Origin of the sequence: Corynebacterium tuberculostearicum, from assembly GCF_046097465.1 — a bacterium.
GTDB lineage: Bacteria > Actinomycetota > Actinomycetes > Mycobacteriales > Mycobacteriaceae > Corynebacterium > Corynebacterium tuberculostearicum_I.
The window spans coordinates 1,487,016-1,505,888 of sequence record NZ_CP175799.1 but is presented as its reverse complement, the minus strand read 5'-3'; the positions used below and the strand labels follow the sequence as shown (position 1 = coordinate 1,505,888).

Here is an 18,873-nt window from a genome sequence, read left to right as displayed (position 1 = left end):
GCCTATGCCTAAGAAAACACCCGCCACCCGGAAGCCGGTTGCGCGGGTGTTGCCTCTTTTAGGGGTTGCGCACCTAGACCGAGGATTTGATTACCTCGTAGAAGAGGCAGATTCGGAGGACGCCCAACCGGGGATTAAGGTGCGTATCCGCTTCAACGGGCGCTTGGTGGACGCGATTGTCTTAGAACGCCGGCATGATTCTGAATTTGGCGGCAACCTGCGCTTTATCGAGCGCATTATCTCACCCTTCCAGGTTTATCCGCCGCAGCTAGCCCGGCTTGTCGACGCCCTGGCAGACCGCTACGGCGGCGTGCGCTCGGACATTATCCGCTCTGCTATCCCGCCGCGGCACGCCAAGGCGGAGGAATCCGATTTAGAGACCCCGTGGGAGGAGCTCGGCACCACGAGCGAGCCCGACCTATCAGGATGGTCGGCCTATCAACATGGCGAGGCTTTCGTCGATTCGATTCTGGCCGGCAAGCTCGCCCGTGCCGCCTGGCAAATCGCCCCGGGCGATGATTGGGCACATGCGCTGGCTGCACTCGCTGCTAAAGTGGCGCTTGGCGGAGGAGGGGTTCTCCTCGTCGCCCCGGACCAGAAGAGCGTCGATGCTGTAGAGGCCGCGCTTCGCCGGGTACTTGGGGCAAAGCAGATAACGGTGCTGACTAATAGCATGGGCCCGCAGGCGCGCTACCGCCGCTATCTCTCCGCACTAGTGGGCCAAGCGCGCGTGGTCATTGGCACCAGGTCTGCCGCCTTTGCCCCGGTCAAAGACCTGCAGCTGGCGGTGATCCTTGATGATGGCAATGATAATTTGGTCGACAACCTCAAGCCTTATGTCCATGCGAGGGAAGTACTTACCACCCGCTCAGCCTTCGAAGGTTGCAGCATGGTTTTGGCCAACCATTCACGGACGTCGGAGACACAGCTCCTCGTGGAATCAGGATGGGCGCACGATGTGGTGGCCAAAGAGCAAACCATAACGGCGCGGTGCCCGGCTATCGAGGCGGTGGGGTCGTTCGGTCTGTCTATCGCCCGCGACCTGCAGGGCGGCACCACCAAAGTACAGGCGCAGGCCTTCCAAGCCGCCCACCAGGCGCTGGATAGGGGAGAGCCCGTGCTGGTGCAGGTACCGCGCAAGGGGTATGCACCCATTTTGGCCTGTGGCCAGTGCCGAGCGCCGGCTCGCTGCCGGCATTGCAATGGGCCGTTGGGGCTGCCGCCCAAGGGGGCGTCGGCAAGCGCAGGCCCGGAAGAGGCGGGAATGCCTACCTGCCGCTGGTGTGGCCGAATCGAGGCACGGCATCGGTGCACCGAATGCGGGTCTCCGCGCCTGCGGGCCATCGTGTTGGGCTCGGAGCGCACTGCGGAAGAAATGGGCCGGGCCTTTCCCAATACGCGGGTGGTGGTCTCGGGCGGAAACAAGGTGCTCGATGAGGTGGACAATGCGCCGGCGCTGGTCATTGCCACCCCTGGCGCTGAACCGAAAGTAAACGATGGAGCCTATGGCGCGGCGTTGCTCTTGGATGCCGGTGCGTTGCTCAACCGGCAAGACCTGCGCGCCACGGAGGACACCCTAGCGAAGTGGGCGCAGGCGGCTACCTTGGTGCAGCCGCATTTCAAGGGTGGTCGAGTAATCCTGGCCGCCGATGAGTCGCTCACCGTGGTCCAGCACTTCCTGCGTTGGGATATGGTGGGCGCGGCCGCCGCAGAGCTTGCTGCCCGGCGCGAGGTGCGCTTCCCACCCGCGGTGCATTTTGCTGCCATCGACGGTGCGGATGCATCCCTGGATGGCTTTGCCGAGCTTGTGGATCTTCCAGACCACGCGGAGGTATTAGGACCAGTTCCCCTTCCGCCGGGGCAGAGCCTGCCTGGTGACTACGATAGCCAGCGTTTTGGCCCACCGCAGCGGTTGGTCGTGCGCACCCCGCTGGGGCCGCGTTCCCAATTGGGGCGGGCATTGCGCAGTGCCAACGCCGCGCGCAGCGCCCGCAAGGATGAGCTGCCTTTGCGCATCGTGGTTGACCCCATCCACGTGGGTTAGCCATATCGGGGCCATTGGCACTCATGCGCTAATCTCGACGGAGGAAGCCGCCACCGCCGGCCGGCTTGGTCACGGTGCCAGGAGAAAGGTGTGATTGCCATGTCCCTTCGAGAGCTGCGTATCTACGGCGACCCAGTCTTGGGCAGCCGCGCGGAGGAAATTAGTAAATTTGATGCAGGTCTGCGCGCTCTGGCGAGCGATATGCTCGAGACCATGGATAAAGCCGGGGGAGTAGGGCTAGCGGCTAATCAGGTAGGGATTTTGCAGCGAATCTTCGTCTATGACTGCTCGCATACCCAATCTGGGCTGCGTGGGGCGATTGTTAACCCGGTCTGGACTCCGGTGGGAGAGCAGCAGCAAACAGGCCCGGAAGGATGCCTATCTATTCCAGGAATTAGCGCGGAAACCACGAGGTTCAACCAGGTCTTTGTGTCCGGACAGGATATTGAGGGGCGCCCTGTGTCCATGGTGGCCTCAGGACTGATGGCTCGGTGCATCCAGCATGAGACCGACCACCTCGATGGGGTGCTCTTCCTACAACGCCTAAAGGCGCCAGTGCGCAAGGAGGCCATGCGCGCCATCCGTGAATCCGAGTGGTTTAACGCCTCGTAGCCCGCTCGCTGTGGCGGCAGCGTTGCGGCGTTGTAGCCTAGTATCTTGAACGATATTAAGAGGAGAGTTTCCCCGCATGCGGATCATTTTTGCCGGTACCCCTGAGCCAGCCGTTGTGGCCTTGGAAAAGCTGCTTGCCTCGTCGCACGAGGTGGTGGCCGTAATTACTCGCCCAGACGCGAAGAAGGGCCGCGGCCGCACTCTTCACCCGAGCCCAGTGAAGGCGCTCGCCCAAGAACATGGCATTGAAGTATTGACCCCGACCACCCTGCGCCCTGACTCGGAGGACGGTCAGGCGCTGCGCTCCCGCTTAAAGGAATTGCAACCAGAGGCGATTCCGGTGGTGGCCTACGGCAATCTAGTGACTAAGGACCTGCTGGAACTACCACAGCATGGCTGGGTAAACCTGCACTTTTCCTTGCTTCCGGCATGGCGCGGCGCGGCCCCGGTGCAGGCTGCCATTGCCGCAGGCGATGACGTGACCGGCGCATCAACCTTCCGCATCGAAGAGGGCCTGGATACGGGCCCGGTGCTCGGCACCGTGACGGAGGAGATTAAAGGCACCGATACTGCCGATGACCTGTTGACGCGCCTTGCCTATTCCGGCGGCGATCTGCTCGTGGCCACCATGGATGGCCTAGCGGCGGGACAGCTGGAGGCACAGCCGCAGCAGGGCGAGGCTACCTATGCGCCGAAAATCTCTACCGCGCAGGCCCGCGTGGAGTGGTCACAGCCTGGCTTCGCTATCGATCGGCACATTCGCGCACACACGCCTGGGCCGGGTGCATGGACCATGTGGGACGAGGCCCGCGTGAAGATTGGACCGGTCAGCCTCATAGAAGAGGCGGCGGTTCCGCAGGCACTAGAACCAGGGCAGCTGCACATTGCCAAGAACGCCGTGTTCATCGGTACCGGTACGCAGCCAGTCCAGCTGGGTAAAATCCAGCCTCCCGGAAAGAAGATGATGAATGCGGCCGATTGGGCCCGCGGACTAGGCAAGGATGCCGAGGTGAAGTTTCAATGAGCGGTGGTTTCCGTTCCCGCAGCAAGTCCGGGGATAAGTCCCCGGAGGGTAAGCCGCAGGACTCCCACAAATCCACTGGTGCGAAGGGCCGAGATGACCGCCCGCAACGGCAGCAGCGTGGCGGCCGCGGTGGGCAGCATAGGGGCCGGCAGTCTGCTAAGGGCCAGCGTCCCGGCAAGCGCCAGGAAGGCGGTCTGATTCAGGCCGCGCTGGCCGCGGGCGTGGATGCGCCGCGTGCGGTCGCCTTCGACGTGGTGCGCAGGGTAAGCGATGACGATGCCTTCGCTAACCTCATTTTGCCCAAGGCACTGCGCAAGCAAAAGCTCAAGGGGCGCGACGCCGCCTTCGCCACCGAAATCACCTACGGCACGCTGCGCACCCTTGGCGTAGTTGATGCCGTCATCGCAGAGTGCTCCTCTCGCGGCCTCGAGGCCATTTCCCCAGCCGTAGTTGATGCCTTGCGCCTGGGCACTTATCAGGTTCTCTATACCCGCGTGGAGCCACACGCGGCGGTTGATACCACCGTTCGTTTGGTAGAAGCCGCCGGTGAAGTCAAGGCCAAGGGCTTTGCCAATGGCATCATGCGCACCATTACGCGGACGCCGGCCAAGGCTTGGCTGGACAAGCTCGCTCCACAGGGGGAGATCGCCGGCATCGCCTTTAAGCATGCCCACCCCACCTGGATTGCGGAATCGTTTAGCCGCGTGTTGGGCCTAGGGGAGTTGGAGGCTGCCCTGGAGGCGGATTCGGATCGACCTTCGGTTCATCTGGTGGCGCGTCCCGGGGAAATCTCGGCCGAGGAATTGGCCCTGATGACCGGCAATGAGGAGGGGCGTTATTCCCCTTATGCGGTGTACATGGAATCCGGTGACCCCGGCCAATTGGAACCCGTGCGCCAAGGATTGGCGGCCGTGCAGGACGAGGGTTCGCAGCTGATTGCCCGCGCGGTATGCGAGGCGCCCCTCGAAGGCGAGGACACCGGCCGGTGGCTGGATCTCTGCGCCGGTCCCGGCGGTAAGGCGGCCTTGATGGGCGCGCTTGCCCGCATCGACTCCGCGCATGTTGATGCAGTGGAGGTATCTCCGCACCGAGCGGCGCTGATTGAAAAGACGGTGAGCGACTTGCCCGTAGACGTTCATGTGGCAGATGGCCGCAATCCCGGCGTGGGAGAGGGCTTTGACCGCGTGCTTGTCGATGCCCCCTGTTCCGGCCTCGGCGCTCTCCGTCGCCGCCCAGAGGCGCGGTGGCGCAAGTCGGAGGCCGATATTGCCGAGCTTAACCAGCTGCAATTCGAGCTCTTGTCCTCCGCATTACACCTAGTGCGTCCGGGTGGCGTGGTCATCTACTCCACGTGTTCGCCAGACCTGCGCGAGACGAGGGGCATCGTTGACCGCGCTGTGGGCGAACTCGGCGCCGCAGAACTCGACGCACATGCTCTCATTCCTGATATGGGCGATGTAGGCCATGAGAAATCCGTGCAGATGTGGCCGCATCGGCACGGTACCGACGCCATGTTCTTTGCGGCCCTTCGCCGCGCAGCCGACTAATCGCGATAGACTGGTGGGCATGTCCGCACCGATTATTTCCCCTTCCATTCTGGCCGCCGATTTTTCTCGCTTGGGCGAGGAACTTGCGGCGATTGATACCGCAGACTGGGTCCATGTGGACATTATGGATGGGCACTTTGTGCCCAACCTGTCCTTCGGCCCAGATATCACGGCCACGGTCCATCGCAGCACCAATAAGCCACTAGATGTCCACCTCATGATCGAGGAACCCGAAAAGTGGGTGGAGACCTATGCCAAGGCGGGCGCACATACGATTATCTTCCACGTGGAGGCCGTCGCCGATGACCAGGCGGCAGTGGACTTGGCCCAGCGCATCCGCGATTTGGGCGTGTGTGCGGCCTTTTCCATCAAGCCAGGCACCGCCATCGAGCCGTGGTTGGATAAGCTGCACCATTTCGATGAGGTGCTCGTGATGTCTGTGGAGCCTGGCTTCGGCGGGCAAAAGTTCATGCCAGAGATGCTGGAGAAGGTCCGTAAACTGCGCCGCAGCATTGATGAGCAGGGCCTTGAAACCGTCATCGAGATCGATGGCGGCATTTCGCCCGAGACCATCGGGGCAGCCGCCGAGGCGGGTTGCGACGCTTTCGTGGCAGGCTCAGCCGTATTCAAGTCGGACGATCCCGCCGGCGTCGTCAAGCAGCTGCGTGATCTGGCGGCTGGTGCCTGATGGCCGCGGAGAACCAGAACAGCACTCTCTCCGCAGCGCTGTTGCGCGCGATGGCCGCGGGTGCTGAGGTACGTGGAACCACGAGCCCTAATCCACCGGTAGGCGCGGTCATCGTGTCGCCAGCTGGGGAAATTGTGGGCGTCGGCGCCACCCAGCCCGTGGGAGGCGCGCATGCCGAGGTCATGGCGTTGCAGGAGGCCGGAGATAGGGCGCGCGGCGCCACGGCCGTGGTCACCTTGGAACCCTGTGCGCATACCGGCCGCACGGGTCCCTGCGCGCAGGCGCTTATCGATGCCGGCGTGGCTCGCGTGTACTACCTCCACGCCGATCCCACCCCGCAGGCTGCGGGTGGAGCAGAAGTGTTAGCGGAGGCCGGAGTGGACGTCGCCAAGTTAGAAAAGCCCCCGCACGCCGAGGATGCTTTGGTGCCATGGCTATTCGCCGTGCGCACCCAGCGGCCCCACGTCACCTTGAAGTTCGCGCAAACGCTGGACGGTTTTACGGCCGCGGCCGATGGAACCAGCCAATGGATTACGGGCGAGGAGGCACGCGACTGGGTGCATGCCGATAGGGCGCACCGCGATGCCATCGTGGTAGGTACCGGCACTGCGCTGGCTGATAATCCCTCGCTCACCGCACGCTTTCACGACGGGAGCCTGCGCGCGCACCAGCCACGCCGGGTGGTCATCGGCAAGCGTGATTTGGAATCGGCGGGCGATGCAGCAAGCCACCTGCGCGAGCTAGGGTACGAGCAGTACGAGAGCATCGAAGAGGCGCTCTTCGAGCTCTACGCCACCGGTGCCCGCGACGTCCTCGTGGAAGGAGGCGCAGGCCTAGCCAGTAGCTTCCTGAAGGCCGATTTGGTGGATGCCATCTCTGCCTATATCGCGCCACTTTTGCTGGGCGAAGGCTGCGGCGTGCTCGCGCACCCCGTGACCCAGACGCTGGCAGAAGCCACCCGTTTCCGCCGGGTGGGAATGAAGGCGCTGGGTGATGACGTTCTTATTGAATACGTGCGCTAGGCGCTCTTAACAGCTAATAGCGAGAAAGGTTGGACGTGTTTACTGGGCTAGTACAAGAGTTGGGCACCGTGGAGGCAATGGAGCCGCACGCAGACGCGCTTCGCCTGAGCATTCGTGCCCCGCGCACCGTCGCGGAGGCCGCATTGGGTGATTCCATTGCCATTAACGGCGTATGCCTTACCGTGGCGGATCTGTCGGCGGATACTTTTTGTGCGGATGTGATGCAGGAGTCCCTTGACCGCACCGCCTTGGGGCGCCTTGCCGAGGGCGATCCGGTCAATGTCGAACCGGCGCTGCTTCCCACCACCCGGCTGGGCGGGCACATTATGCAAGGCCACGTGGACGGCACCGCTACGCTGCAGAGCCGAACTAACTCCGAGAACTGGGATGTGCTGCGGTTTAGCTTGCCGTCGGAGCTTTCCCGATACGTCGTGGAAAAGGGCTCCATTGCTGTGAGCGGCACCTCGCTGACTGTGAGCGCCGTGGGCCCAGACTGGTTCGAGGTATCCCTTATCCCCACCACTTTGCGCGATACTATTCATGGCGCCTTGCCGGTGGGAGGAGAGGTAAATCTCGAGGTGGATGTGCTGGCCAAGTATGTAGAAAAGATGCTTCACCCCGAAGCTCAACCCCTTGAGGCTAAGGACTAGACTGCTACCTTATGAGCGCGAGTGATAATTCCATCCGTCTAGATTCCATCGACCAGGCCATCGCGGATATCGCCGCTGGTAAGCCGGTTGTTGTCATCGATGATGAGGATCGCGAAAATGAAGGCGATCTGATTTTCGCCGCGGAGCTAGCCACCCCGGAACTCGTAGCCTTCATGGTGCGCTATTCCTCTGGATATATCTGCGCACCCTTATTGCCAGACGATTGCAACCGGTTGAACCTACCACCGATGCTGGCGGTCAACCAAGATGTACGCGGCACCGCCTACACGGTGACCGTGGATGCAGCAACGGGCAGCACCGGTATTTCTGCCACCTCGCGCGCAGAAACCATCCGCCGCCTGGCAGACCCCAGCACCACTCCAGGAGAGTTCACCCGTCCAGGCCACGTGGTGCCGCTGTGTGCTCGGCCGGGCGGCGTTTTGGAGCGGGACGGTCATACGGAGGCATCCATTGATCTCGCCCGATTGGCGGGCCTGCGCCCGGCCGGTGTGCTGTGCGAGATCGTCTCCGAGGATGACCCCACGGATATGGCACGCTCGCCAGAGTTGCGCCGCTTTGCCGATACACATGGGCTCTCCATGATCTCTATCGCGCAGCTCATCGAATGGCGCCGCCATAATGAAACGCAGGTCACCCGCCAGGTTGCCACTGAGCTACCCACCGAATATGGTCACTTCACCGCCATCGGTTACCGCCATGAGGTAGACGGGCAGGAGCACGTTGCGCTGGTCGCTGGGGATCCCGCCCAACTGCGCGGCGCACGCGACGTTATGGTGCGCGTCCATTCCGAATGCCTAACCGGTGATGCCTTTAGCTCACGGCGCTGCGATTGCGGGCCCCAACTGCATGAATCCATGCGCCTTATCAGCCAGGAAGGCCGCGGCGTGGTCATCTACCTGCGTGGTCAGGAAGGACGCGGCATCGGGCTTTTGCATAAGTTGGAGGCGTACCGCCTGCAGGATTCGGGCATGGACACCGTCGATGCCAACCTAGAGCAGGGACTGCCCGAGGACGCCCGCGAGTATTCCGTGGCCGGGCAGATCCTTCGCGATCTCGGCATCGAATCCGCAAACCTTTTGACCAATAATCCGCATAAGGGCGAAGGTCTGAGCGGCTTTGGTGTGGATGCCAGCCACCACACGCCGCTGGCCACCCCAGCACACGCGGATAATATTGAATACTTGCGTACTAAGCGCGACCGCATGGGACACGACCTTCCGCAGGTTGCCCAGTGGGACGCCGAACATAAATAAATCTTTGACGTGCGATTGAAAGGATAGCGATGAGTAAAGAAGGCCTGCCTGATATTGCCCAGGTAGATGGCAGTGGACTGCGCGTTGCCGTGGTTACTGCTACGTGGAACGCAGAAATCTGCGACCAGCTCCATGCCCAGGCGGTGCAGACTGCAACCGATAATGGGGCCGAGGTTGCCGAATACCGAGTGGTAGGTGCGCTGGAACTTGGCGTTGTGGTCCAAGCCGCAGCCCGTGCCTACGATGCCGTGGTGGCCCTAGGCTGCGTTATCCGTGGCGGCACCCCGCACTTTGACTACGTGTGCGATTCCGTCACCCAGGCGCTGACTCGCATCTCGCTCGATGAATCCACCCCGGTTGCTAACGGTGTGCTGACAGTCAACGACCAGCAGCAAGCCATCGACCGCGCTGGTTTTGCAGATTCGGTAGAAAACAAGGGCGCCGAAGCTATGATTGCAGCTTTAGATACCGTGCTGCAGTTGCGTACACTAAACGCAGCACAGAAGTAACCGCTAGCAATGCGTCAGCGCCCGATGCTTGACCACTAAGGTGGCCGGCGGGGCGCGCCCCAAAGGAGTATGCACATGAACGAGGCGCAGGCCCCAAAGAATCCGCAGCACAGCCGCCAGCTTAGCGACGCCGAAGTATTGGCCTATACCAGCGCCGATCCCTTCGCACAGACCACGTCTAAGCCATGGGAGTTTACGGCAACCTCGCCTTTCCTCCGCAAGGTGGCTATCGCCTGGGTGATCCTCGTTATGGCCATCCATATCTTCATGGGAGTTACCTTGGATGTGTCCTTTACCGGTGCGCACGTGACTACCATCGACAAATTCGCCTTCCCTGGCGTCGGTGTTCTCATTTCCGTTCTGTCTTGGATCGCTCTAAACCGACCACGCCTGCGCGCCAATGAGGATGGGGTAGAGGTCCGCAATATCGTGGGCACGCGCTTTTATCCGTGGCAGGTGGTCTACGGACTTTCCTTCCCCGTAGGCCAGCGTATGGCACGCCTTGAGCTGCCCGAATTCGAATTCGTCCCCGTCTGGGCGTTGCAATCTGGCGATAAGGACACCGTCATCGACAACGTCCGCCGCTTCCGCGACGTGGAAGCCAAGTACATGCCTCAGGATTAACAATTGGCTGACCCCACCACCTACCGCCCGGCTCCTGGTACCATCCCCACCGACCCGGGCGTCTATAAGTTCCGCGATGAAAACCGCCGCGTTATCTACGTGGGCAAAGCCAAGAACCTGCGCGCTCGGCTGTCCAACTATTTTCAGGACATCACGCAACTGCACCCACGCACGCGCCAAATGGTGCTTACCGCCAACTCGGTGGAGTGGACGGTAGTTGCCAGCGAGGTGGAAGCCTTGCAGTTGGAGTACACGTGGATCAAGCGCTTTGATCCGCACTTCAACGTCATGTACCGCGACGATAAGACCTATCCTATGCTCGCGGTTTCGGTCGGGGAGACGGTCCCTCGCGCCTTCTTCTACCGCGGCCCGCGGCGCAAAGGAGTGCGCTATTTCGGACCCTACTCTCATGCCTGGGCCGTGCGGGAAAGCTTGGACCTGCTTACCCGCGTCTTTCCCATGCGCACCTGCTCGAAGGGCGTGTATAACCGGCATGAGCGGCTCGGGCGTCCGTGCCTATTGGGCTATATCGGCAAATGCGATGCACCCTGCATTGGCCGAGTAAGCAAAGAAGACCACCGCGAGACGGTCAACGATCTCGTGTCCTTCATGAATGGCAACACCGGTTCAGTGCGCCGCAAACTCACCCAGGACATGGAGCAGGCCGCCGAGAACCTAGAGTTCGAACGCGCTGCGCGCCTGCGCGATGACTTGGGCGCTATTGACAAGATCATGGAACAGCAAGCCGTGGTCTTTACAGACGGCACGGATGCTGATCTCATTGCTTTTAACTCGGATGAACTTGAGGCAGCGGTACAGATTTTCCACGTTCGCGATGGGCGCATTCGCGGTCAGCGCGGTTGGGTAGTCGAACGCGCCGGCGATCAGGCGAGTTCAGAGCCCTTGGAAGAGGGGCAGCCTGATCCCGCGCTGCCCGCGTTGGTACAAAATTTCCTCATCCAGTTCTATTCCGATGCGGTAGAGCGCGAGAAACAAGAGGCGCGGGAAGATGCTGCGCTCGCCGCGGACGTGAAGCGGCGTGGGGTGGACCAAGAATCGCACATGAAATCCCGCCGCGTGCAGGTTATTCCACGCCAGATTTTGGTTCAGGCCCTGCCGGATGAACCGGAGCAGGTCGTTGCGTTGTTGGAGGAGTTGCGCGGTGCCCAGGTGGACCTGCGTGTTCCTCAGCGCGGTGATAAAAAACAGCTTATGGCCACGGTGGAGAAAAACGCCAAGGAGCAATTGCGCCAACATAAGCTCAAGCGGGTAGGAGACCTCACCGCACGCTCGGCGGCATTGCAGGATATTCAAGAAGCCCTAGGCATGGAACAAGCCCCATTACGCATCGAATGTACCGATATCTCGCACATTCAAGGCACAGATGTGGTTGCTTCTCTAGTGGTCTTTGAAGATGGTTTGCCCAAGAAGTCGGACTATAGGCGCTACCGCATTAAGGAGGCGGCAGGCGATGGCCGCTCGGATGACGTCGGTTCTATCGCAGAGATCACGCGCCGTCGATTTAAGCGCCACAAGCAAGATAAGCTCGCCCATCCCGATGAGGAAGTAGAAGAGTCTTCCTTTGCAGAGGAGAAGGTGGCGGAAGAATCTGCCGAAGCGGGTCGTCGCTTTGCGTACCCGCCGCAGCTTTTCATCGTGGATGGCGGCGCGCCCCAGGTGGCCGCGGCTCAAGAGGTATTTGATGAGTTGGGCATCGTGGATGTGACCCTGGTGGGCCTGGCCAAGCGCCTCGAGGAAATTTGGGTTCCAGGCGATGATCAGCCGGTGATTTTGCCGCGTAACTCGCAAGCGCTCTTCCTCCTGCAGCAAATTCGTGATGAAGCCCACCGCTTCGCTATTACTTACCATCGGCAGCAGCGCTCAAAGCGGATGCGTTCCTCGGTACTCGATTCCGTGCCGGGATTGGGACCGCAACGGCGCACCGATCTGGTCAAGCATTTCGGTTCGGTGAAAAAGCTCAAGGCCGCCACTGTGGATGAGATCTGTGAGGTCAACGGTTTTGGTCCAAAACTGGCCCAGACCGTGTACGAGAGTTTGCATGATTCTGCGGGCAGTTAAGTGGCATTCTCCTAGAGGCAGCGAATCTTGAAGCGCTAGACTGAAGAGCATGACGCATTTCGAAACTCCACCCATTTTGATAACCGGCATGTCCGGCGGCGGGTTGAGTTCCGCTGCCAAAGTGTTTGAGGACAAGGGCTACTACGTGGCCCACAATATTCCGCCTCGCGCCATTGTTGACCTTCTCAAGCTGTGCAACCAAGAAGAAACTCCGGTGGGCAAGGTAGCAGCCGTCACGGATGTGCGCTCGCGCATGTTCCCAGGGTCTCTGTTGGAGATTATGGATGAGCTTACGGAGCTTAATATGAAGCCCACCGTGCTCTTTTTGGATGCTCGCGATGATGTACTCATCCGCCGGTTCGATTCGGTGCGGCGCACCCACCCCTTGCAGGAGGGGGACACGCTCAAAGTAGGAATCCAACGCGAGCGCCAGGCAGTGGCAGAAGTGCGTTCCCATGCGGATATCATTATCGATACGACCAACCTATCCATTCATGATCTCCGCCGTGCCATTGAGGCCGCCTTTGGTGAGATGCAAAATGCAAAGCAGCATGTCACCGTGGAATCCTTTGGATTTAAGAATGGCTCGCCCCGCGATGCTGACTTAGTAGTAGACGTGCGGTTCCTGCCCAACCCCTATTGGGTTCCAGAACTGCGCGGATACCGCGGTACGGATGAACCAGTTGCCCACTATGTGCTCTCGCAGCCAGCGGCGCAGGAATTCGTAGACAATTTCTTGCAGATGTTTTCCACCATGCTGGATGGCTACCGCCATGAGGGTAAGAACTTCATCACGCTTGGTGTCGGTTGCACGGGCGGTCACCACCGGTCCGTTGCCGTCGCAGAGGCTATTGCGGCGCGCCTGCGGGACAATGACACCTTAGACGTCAGCACCTTACATAGGGATATCGCTCGAGGTTAGAGCACAGGAGTTTTAACGCTTTTATGACCAATCCTTCACACATGGTCTGCCTTGGCGGCGGCCATGGACTTTATCAAACCCTTCTGTCCGCACGCTTTAGCGAGGCGGCCGATATTTCTGCCATTGTTACGGTCGCGGATGATGGCGGCTCCTCTGGCCGTTTGCGCCGCGAGCTGGAAATCATCCCACCGGGTGACCTGCGCATGGCGCTGGCTGCCTTGGCTAATAGTGACCCAGTGGGGGACTTGTGGGCGCGAACTTTGCAACACCGTTTCGGTGGCAATGGCGCGATGGCAGGACATGCGGTGGGCAATCTGATGATTGCGGGATTGACGGATGTGCTCGGCGATTATCAAGCTGCCCTGGATACCATCGCAGAACTTACCAATTCCCAGGGGCGGGTATTCCCAGTAGTCAACCAGGCCCTAGAGATTGAAGCGGACGTAGCCGGGCTTGACGACGACCCCCGTGTCATGCGCCAAGTCCGCGGCCAGGTTGCCGTCGCTTCCACGCCGGGCCAGGTGCGGCGCGTGCGCATCGTGCCCGAACAGCCCAGCGCGAATCCGGATGCGCTCGATGCCATCCAGCGCGCGGATCTCATCACCATCGGTCCAGGCTCGTGGTTTAGTTCGGTATTGCCACATACTCTCGTGCCGGAGGTAGTGGATGCGATTTCTGCTTCCGATGCGCTGCGCGTTGTTGTTTTGAACCTTTCGGCCGAGCCCGGTGAGACTAATGGTTTCTCCGCGGAGCGCCACTTGCATGTGCTCGCTCAACACGCCCCCGATCTGCGGATTGACCGCATTTTGGTGGACGAGGCGGCTTTACCCACCGATAGTGAGCGCGTCTATATTCAGCGCGCCGCGCAATCCCTAGGTGCCCGCGCTACCTTTGCGGATGTGAGCCAAGTTGATGCCGATGGCCGTAGCATCAATAAACACGATCCGGAAAAGCTGTCTGCGGCGCTCTTGGACCTATATTCAGACTATCGCAGCACTCGCGATTAGAACCGGCGCTAATTCACCGCGGCATCGTGCGAGCGGCCGCACTCGGCCGACTGCGCGGTGACCGAGTCCGCGCGGTATGATGTCAGAAATCCTTTCACCGCACTAGGCCGTGAGCCAAGGCTCTAGCCTGTATGCATACTTCGTGACTGTGAGAATAGAAATGGGGCGAACTAGGTGACCACACCATTGACCGACCAGGTCAAAGAAGAATTGACGGCTGTCGTCGTGCCACGCCAGTCCGCTCGCGCTGCCGAACTGGCGGCGATGTTGCGCTTCGCCGGCGACCTAGATATTTCCGGCGACAGCATGTCCTATGAGCTAGAGCTAGAAAGCCACGCTATTGCACGGCGCTTCATCAACGCTCTTGATGACCTCTATGGCATCACTGCCGAAAGCCATGTCGCCGGCCCAGCAGGAACCACCAAGAAGACTCGCGTGACGGTTCGCATCTCTACCGGTGCGAAAGAGCTGACCCGTCGGCTGGGCCTTATCACCCGCTCCGGCCATGCAGTAGTGGGTCTGCCGCCGCAGGTCATCTCCGGCACCGTGGCCGATAGCGAAGCAGCATGGCGCGGAGCCTTCCTCGCCCATGGCAGCCTCACGGAGCCAGGCCGCTCTTCCGCGCTGGAAGTTACCTGCCCGTGCCAAGAGGCTGCGTTGGCACTGGTGGGCTGCGCCCGCCGCCTTGGTATCTCTGCGAAGACCAAGGAAACTCGCGGTGAAGATCGCGTCGTTGTACGCGATGGAGATGCTATCGGGGCACTTCTTACCCGGATGGGCGCTCAGGAGACTCGCCTGAGCTGGGAAAAGAAGCGCGTCAAGCGGGAGGCGCACGATACCTCGCGGCGCCTGGACAATTTTGATGACGCCAACCTTCGGCGCTCTGCTCGCGCTGCGGTTACCGCGGCAGCGCGCGTTGACCGCGCCATGGAGATTTTGGGTGACGATGTTCCTGAGCACTTGGCAGACGCGGGCCGCTTGCGAGTTCAGCACCGCGAGGCTTCGCTCGAAGAGCTGGGCCGGTTGGCCGAGCCTCCTATGACTAAGGACGCAGTAGCTGGGCGTATTCGCCGCTTGCTGTCGATGGCCGATAAACGAGCCGAAGAGCTTGACATCCCCGATACCAATCAAGCGATTACAGACGATCTCTTTAACGAGTCCTAACGCTCTCAAGCTTGAGTTCAGAGGGTCGTTGCAACACTTTCCCTTAGGAGGGTGTTGTTGTGTCTGGGGTTGTTGGCCCGTTTCATTCGTTGTCTGAATCGGATCGTCGTGGCTTAGTTGCCTTGGTTGGCAGTGGGCGTAGTGTCCGTTCGGCGGCTGGTGAGCTTGGTTGTCATTACGGGCATGCTTTGAATTTTTGTCATGCCTTTGGATTGCCAGTCGTGTTTAAAGCCAAACGAGTTGATCGCCGCGGTAGCCAGGCTGTCCAGCTTGTAGAGCTAGTCCGAAGCGGACTGTCGGTACGCCAAGCTGCTAAAAGATGTGGGATGCATCTTTCTGCGGCTTATGCCGTAGCTACGGAAGCTGGGTGCCATATCCGGTTGAGTCAGTATGCTCGGAAAGTCCGCCAGACGCAGTTAAGAGTGGAATATCTGCGCCTTCGGCTGGCGAGCCTGCCTGGTGGTGATGCTGGCGCGGCAGTAGGAATTGATCGTCGACTGCGTTTAGATTTCGAAAAAGGACTCACCAAATCCCAGGGTCGACGAGAAGAGTTCATACCCGTCGGCGAAGACGCCAGCACGTATAACAGACTTATGAAAGCGCTGCGCCAACGCCATGATGTCATCGAATCCGGAAGGCTTGCCCCTCCCGCCTTACCTAGCGGGGTAGATCCGTATAAACGCATCAGCAATCGCTACATTTGCTTCGAAGAACGCGTCATCATCGCCGATCTTCTCCGCGAAGATGTGCCACTGCGTGAGATTGGGCGCCGTTTAGGGCGAAGTGCATCGTCAATTCAGCGTGAAGTACGCAGAAACCACAGTGCTCAAGGCCCGTATCGTGCAGAAACAGCCCAGTTAAAGGCCTGTGCGCGGAGGTTGCGGCCGAAAATACCGAAACTACTAGCCAACAAAAGACTATGGGACTATGTATGCGCACAATTGCGGGCACAATGGTCACCTGAGGAGATTTCTAATCGCCTGCCCATCGACTACCCCACTGATAAGGACATGCGCATTAGTCACGAAACGATTTATGACGCCTTTTACCTGCAGGCCAAAGGAAGACTCAAAGACCTTGGCCTGGACTTGCCGACCGGTAGAAAGAAACGCAAGAAACGCCAAACCCGCTCCAGCACACCTGCCCAGCAACGCTTCGTCGACGACATGATCCTCATAGACGACCGGCCAGATGAGGTAAGTGAACGTATTTTGCCAGGCCACTGGGAAGGCGACCTCATCCTCGGTAAAAACAACCAATCAGCGGTAATCACGCTAGTAGAACGCGTCAGCCGATTTGTTGTCCTTGGCCACCTACCGGGAAGGCATACCAGCAAAGAAGTATTCACAGCCCTGCACAAGGCAGTTACAGGAATCGATAAAGCTATCTGGTCATCAATTACCTGGGACCAAGGAAGCGAAATGGCTGGCCATAAAGCCTTTACTATGGCCACTGACATTCCCATCTACTTCTGCCATCCAGGATCACCATGGGAACGCGGCAGCAACGAAAACACCAACGGCAGGCTCAGAAGAAACCTTCCCAAAAACAGCGACCTGTCCATCTACAGCGCCGAGGACCTAGAAATGATCGCCAACATTCACAACCACAAACCACGCAAAGCACTCAACTGGCGCACCCCAGCCGAAGTCATGACCAACGCCCTCACACAAACCGGTAGCATCAAACCAAACTAACCATCATCGTTGCAACGACCCCTAGAATCCGCCAAGCATCAATTCAGACAAAACTCCCCGCAGTGCGGGTACCGAAGCGGTAGCCGTAGCTGCGGGGAGATTTTTAGTGCCTTCCCGGCTAGCAGGTGCGCAACCGGCTAGCGGGAACCGTTAACGAACTAGGGCACGAGGAATCCTAGGACGTTGGTCATCAAGAACACGATGACGCAGACAAAGGCCAGGAAGGCTATGGAGTAGCCCACTACGTTCTTCAGGATGACTGATTCCTTGCCCTCCATATTGACGGCGGTAGCCGCAATAGCAAGGGACTGCGGGGAGATCATCTTGCCCACAACGCCGCCTGCGGTATTGGCCGCGAGCATGAGGTCAGGATTCACGCTGATTCGCTCTGCCGCTGCAACCTGCAGGTTGGCAAAGAGGGCATTAGCAGACGTATCGGAGCCAGTAACCGCGGTACCAATCCAGCCCAGGACTGGGGCGAAGAGCGCAAAGATGCTGCCGGCAGAAGAGACGAACTCACCAATAGCAATAGTCTGGCCGGAGTAGTTCATCGTATAGGCCAAGGCCAGCACCAGGATGATGGTAAGAGCCGAGAACTTCATGCGGCTGACTACGTCCCCAAAGGCGCTTACCGGCTGCCCAAAGCTTAGGCTGTAGCGGCCATTTTCATTGAAGTAGTGGTAGACAACCGCAACAATAATGCCCGAGAGCAGCAGGAGCGTACCTGGATTGCCAAAGACATTGAAGCTGAAGCTGGTATCCATGAGCTTGCCGTCGGCGTCGACAATCGCGTCATCAAGCAAAGGCCAGGCAAAGTGGAGCTTGAGGAATCCGAAGATGGCTGGGGCGGCGGTGGCCACGGCAAAGACCACGGTCACTACGGCGTAGGGAAGCAGCGCCATCCAGATACGGCGTCCGTTGAGGTCGGTGGTGGACTCAGCGGCAGGCAGCTCGAGACGCTCGCGCAACTCCTTGACGCCCTTCGGCTTCCATACCCGGAGGAAGGCGAAAGCACAGCCCAAAGAGACGATGCAGGCGATGACGTTGGTGAGCTGGTACGCAAAGAAAGTCGCGGTCAACCACTGAGTCAACGCGAAGGAAATGCCAATCACGGCAGCAGCCGGGGCAGTTTCCTTGACACCGCGGAAGCCATCCAAGATGAAGGCGATGAGGAATGGCACGATGGCGGCGATGAGCAGCACCTGCAAGGAGATAAGTGCTGCGATGTCGTGGGTTTGCTCGGCGCTGCGACCGGCTACCTCGCCAGCGGTGGTTACGGGGATGCCAACCGCGCCAAAAGCAACCGGAGCGGTATTAGCAATCAGAACTACTGTAGCCGCGCGCAGTGGCTTCACACCGAGGGCCATGACCATGGTCGCGGTAATGGCTACGGGGGCACCAAAACCGGCGAGGGCCTCCAACAAACCGCCAAAACAGAAGGCGATGAGGATAGCCTGGATGCGAATATCGCCGTCACCCAAAAGGTCAAAGGTCTTGCGCAGGTCCTCGAAGCGCCCGGAAGCTACGGTGATTTCATAGAACCAGATTGCAGTAATGATGACCCAGACAATGGGCAGGAGCCCGAACAGCCCGCCGCGTACGGCAGAGGACAAAGCCATATCTACCGGCATGGAGAAGCCGGCGATGGCAATAATGAGGGATACTGCCAGGGCAACGGCGCCAGAAGTATGCGCGCGTGCCTTTACGCCTAGCAGCATGATAAAGAATGCAATGAGCGGGAGAATCGCCACCAGGGCGGTAAGCCCGAGGCTGTCACCCACAGCAGAGGTATTTATTTCGAACAAGAGAAGTCCTTGATTTCTACGGTGGTCTTGCCCGTAGGAGATTACGGGCACATGAAGCATTCTCACGGTGACCAACGGTGGCGCTAGAGCAGGCAGGGTTGCCTTAAACGCTTTGTGAGCCAGTGAGTACAGAAAGCATATCGTGCGGTGGGTGTCACGGAAACAATACGGTCGTCTTATTAGGTGCCAGCAGTAATGCTGCGAA

At 59.7% G+C, this 18,873-nt stretch carries 16 protein-coding genes; 15 read left to right on the top strand and 1 reads right to left on the bottom strand.

From position 1 onward, the window contains the following. The first annotated feature begins 4 nt into the window (after positions 1-4). The 15 genes from ACKFRX_RS07140 to ACKFRX_RS07070 all read left to right on the top strand — a co-directional run bounded on the left by ACKFRX_RS07140 (position 5) and on the right by ACKFRX_RS07070 (position 16,863). Complete coding sequence (locus tag ACKFRX_RS07140; RefSeq protein ID WP_408927587.1) at positions 5-2,044, top strand: primosomal protein N'; 2,040 nt, start codon at positions 5-7, stop codon at positions 2,042-2,044. A gap of 99 nt (positions 2,045-2,143) precedes the next feature. Further along, a complete protein-coding gene (gene def, locus ACKFRX_RS07135; RefSeq protein WP_250408504.1) occupies positions 2,144-2,656 on the top strand; it encodes a peptide deformylase in 513 nt (170 codons plus the stop codon). Between the two features lie 76 nt (positions 2,657-2,732). Then, complete coding sequence (fmt, locus tag ACKFRX_RS07130) at positions 2,733-3,680, top strand: methionyl-tRNA formyltransferase (protein ID WP_250408506.1); 948 nt, start codon at positions 2,733-2,735, stop codon at positions 3,678-3,680. Further along, positions 3,677-5,227: an RsmB/NOP family class I SAM-dependent RNA methyltransferase gene (locus ACKFRX_RS07125; protein WP_408927586.1), complete on the top strand. Its 1,551-nt coding sequence runs from the start codon at positions 3,677-3,679 to the stop codon at positions 5,225-5,227. Before fmt ends, ACKFRX_RS07125 begins: the two co-directional genes overlap by 4 nt. Before the next feature lie 19 nt (positions 5,228-5,246). After that, positions 5,247-5,915, top strand: a complete 669-nt coding sequence (gene rpe / locus ACKFRX_RS07120; RefSeq protein ID WP_250408511.1) for a ribulose-phosphate 3-epimerase — start codon at positions 5,247-5,249, stop codon at positions 5,913-5,915. Next, positions 5,915-6,937, top strand: a complete 1,023-nt coding sequence (gene ribD, locus ACKFRX_RS07115) for a bifunctional diaminohydroxyphosphoribosylaminopyrimidine deaminase/5-amino-6-(5-phosphoribosylamino)uracil reductase RibD (protein WP_408922628.1) — start codon at positions 5,915-5,917, stop codon at positions 6,935-6,937. The genes rpe and ribD overlap by 1 nt, the downstream gene beginning before the upstream one ends. A 35-nt stretch (positions 6,938-6,972) precedes the next feature. Continuing rightward, entirely contained in the window at positions 6,973-7,587 is a 615-nt protein-coding gene (locus ACKFRX_RS07110; protein ID WP_005328435.1) for a riboflavin synthase, read from the top strand. 11 nt (positions 7,588-7,598) lie between these two features. After that, entirely contained in the window at positions 7,599-8,861 is a 1,263-nt protein-coding gene (locus ACKFRX_RS07105) for a bifunctional 3,4-dihydroxy-2-butanone-4-phosphate synthase/GTP cyclohydrolase II (protein ID WP_005324878.1), read from the top strand. Between the two features lie 29 nt (positions 8,862-8,890). After that, on the top strand, positions 8,891-9,370 hold the full coding sequence (gene ribH / locus ACKFRX_RS07100) for a 6,7-dimethyl-8-ribityllumazine synthase (RefSeq protein WP_200435652.1): 480 nt from the start codon (positions 8,891-8,893) through the stop codon (positions 9,368-9,370). Positions 9,371-9,445: 75 nt separating this feature from the next. Beyond that, positions 9,446-9,994, top strand: coding sequence for a PH domain-containing protein (locus tag ACKFRX_RS07095; RefSeq protein WP_040425246.1), 549 nt, complete (start codon positions 9,446-9,448; stop codon positions 9,992-9,994). Positions 9,995-9,997: 3 nt separating this feature from the next. Continuing rightward, complete coding sequence (gene uvrC / locus ACKFRX_RS07090) at positions 9,998-12,073, top strand: excinuclease ABC subunit UvrC (protein WP_408927585.1); 2,076 nt, start codon at positions 9,998-10,000, stop codon at positions 12,071-12,073. A gap of 40 nt (positions 12,074-12,113) precedes the next feature. Next, on the top strand, positions 12,114-12,995 hold the full coding sequence (gene rapZ, locus ACKFRX_RS07085; protein WP_200435698.1) for an RNase adapter RapZ: 882 nt from the start codon (positions 12,114-12,116) through the stop codon (positions 12,993-12,995). Between the two features lie 23 nt (positions 12,996-13,018). Further along, on the top strand, positions 13,019-14,002 hold the full coding sequence (gene yvcK / locus ACKFRX_RS07080; protein WP_408927584.1) for a uridine diphosphate-N-acetylglucosamine-binding protein YvcK: 984 nt from the start codon (positions 13,019-13,021) through the stop codon (positions 14,000-14,002). Between the two features lie 174 nt (positions 14,003-14,176). Next, positions 14,177-15,166 carry a DNA-binding protein WhiA gene (gene whiA, locus ACKFRX_RS07075; protein WP_408927583.1) on the top strand — a complete coding sequence of 330 codons (990 nt, stop codon included), beginning with the start codon at positions 14,177-14,179 and terminating at the stop codon, positions 15,164-15,166. 422 nt (positions 15,167-15,588) lie between these two features. Beyond that, positions 15,589-16,863, top strand: a complete 1,275-nt coding sequence (locus ACKFRX_RS07070; protein ID WP_408927582.1) for an IS30 family transposase — start codon at positions 15,589-15,591, stop codon at positions 16,861-16,863. 158 nt (positions 16,864-17,021) lie between these two features. On the opposite strand, the gene ACKFRX_RS07065 is transcribed toward ACKFRX_RS07070, so the two are convergent. After that, positions 17,022-18,668, bottom strand: a complete 1,647-nt coding sequence (locus ACKFRX_RS07065; protein WP_408927581.1) for an L-lactate permease — start codon at positions 18,666-18,668, stop codon at positions 17,022-17,024. Positions 18,669-18,873: the final 205 nt, after the last annotated feature.

Bases quoted from the DNA above. Each gene is read 5' to 3' on its own strand.
- ACKFRX_RS07140 (WP_408927587.1), top strand. From the start codon at position 5: ATGCCTAAGAAAACACCCGCCACCCGGAAGCCGGTTGCGCGGGTGTTG.
- def (WP_250408504.1), top strand. From the start codon at position 2,144: ATGTCCCTTCGAGAGCTGCGTATCTACGGCGACCCAGTCTTGGGCAGC.
- fmt (WP_250408506.1), top strand. From the start codon at position 2,733: ATGCGGATCATTTTTGCCGGTACCCCTGAGCCAGCCGTTGTGGCCTTG.
- ACKFRX_RS07125 (WP_408927586.1), top strand. From the start codon at position 3,677: ATGAGCGGTGGTTTCCGTTCCCGCAGCAAGTCCGGGGATAAGTCCCCG.
- rpe (WP_250408511.1), top strand. From the start codon at position 5,247: ATGTCCGCACCGATTATTTCCCCTTCCATTCTGGCCGCCGATTTTTCT.
- ribD (WP_408922628.1), top strand. From the start codon at position 5,915: ATGGCCGCGGAGAACCAGAACAGCACTCTCTCCGCAGCGCTGTTGCGC.
- ACKFRX_RS07105 (WP_005324878.1), top strand. From the start codon at position 7,599: ATGAGCGCGAGTGATAATTCCATCCGTCTAGATTCCATCGACCAGGCC.
- ribH (WP_200435652.1), top strand. From the start codon at position 8,891: ATGAGTAAAGAAGGCCTGCCTGATATTGCCCAGGTAGATGGCAGTGGA.
- ACKFRX_RS07095 (WP_040425246.1), top strand. From the start codon at position 9,446: ATGAACGAGGCGCAGGCCCCAAAGAATCCGCAGCACAGCCGCCAGCTT.
- yvcK (WP_408927584.1), top strand. From the start codon at position 13,019: ATGACCAATCCTTCACACATGGTCTGCCTTGGCGGCGGCCATGGACTT.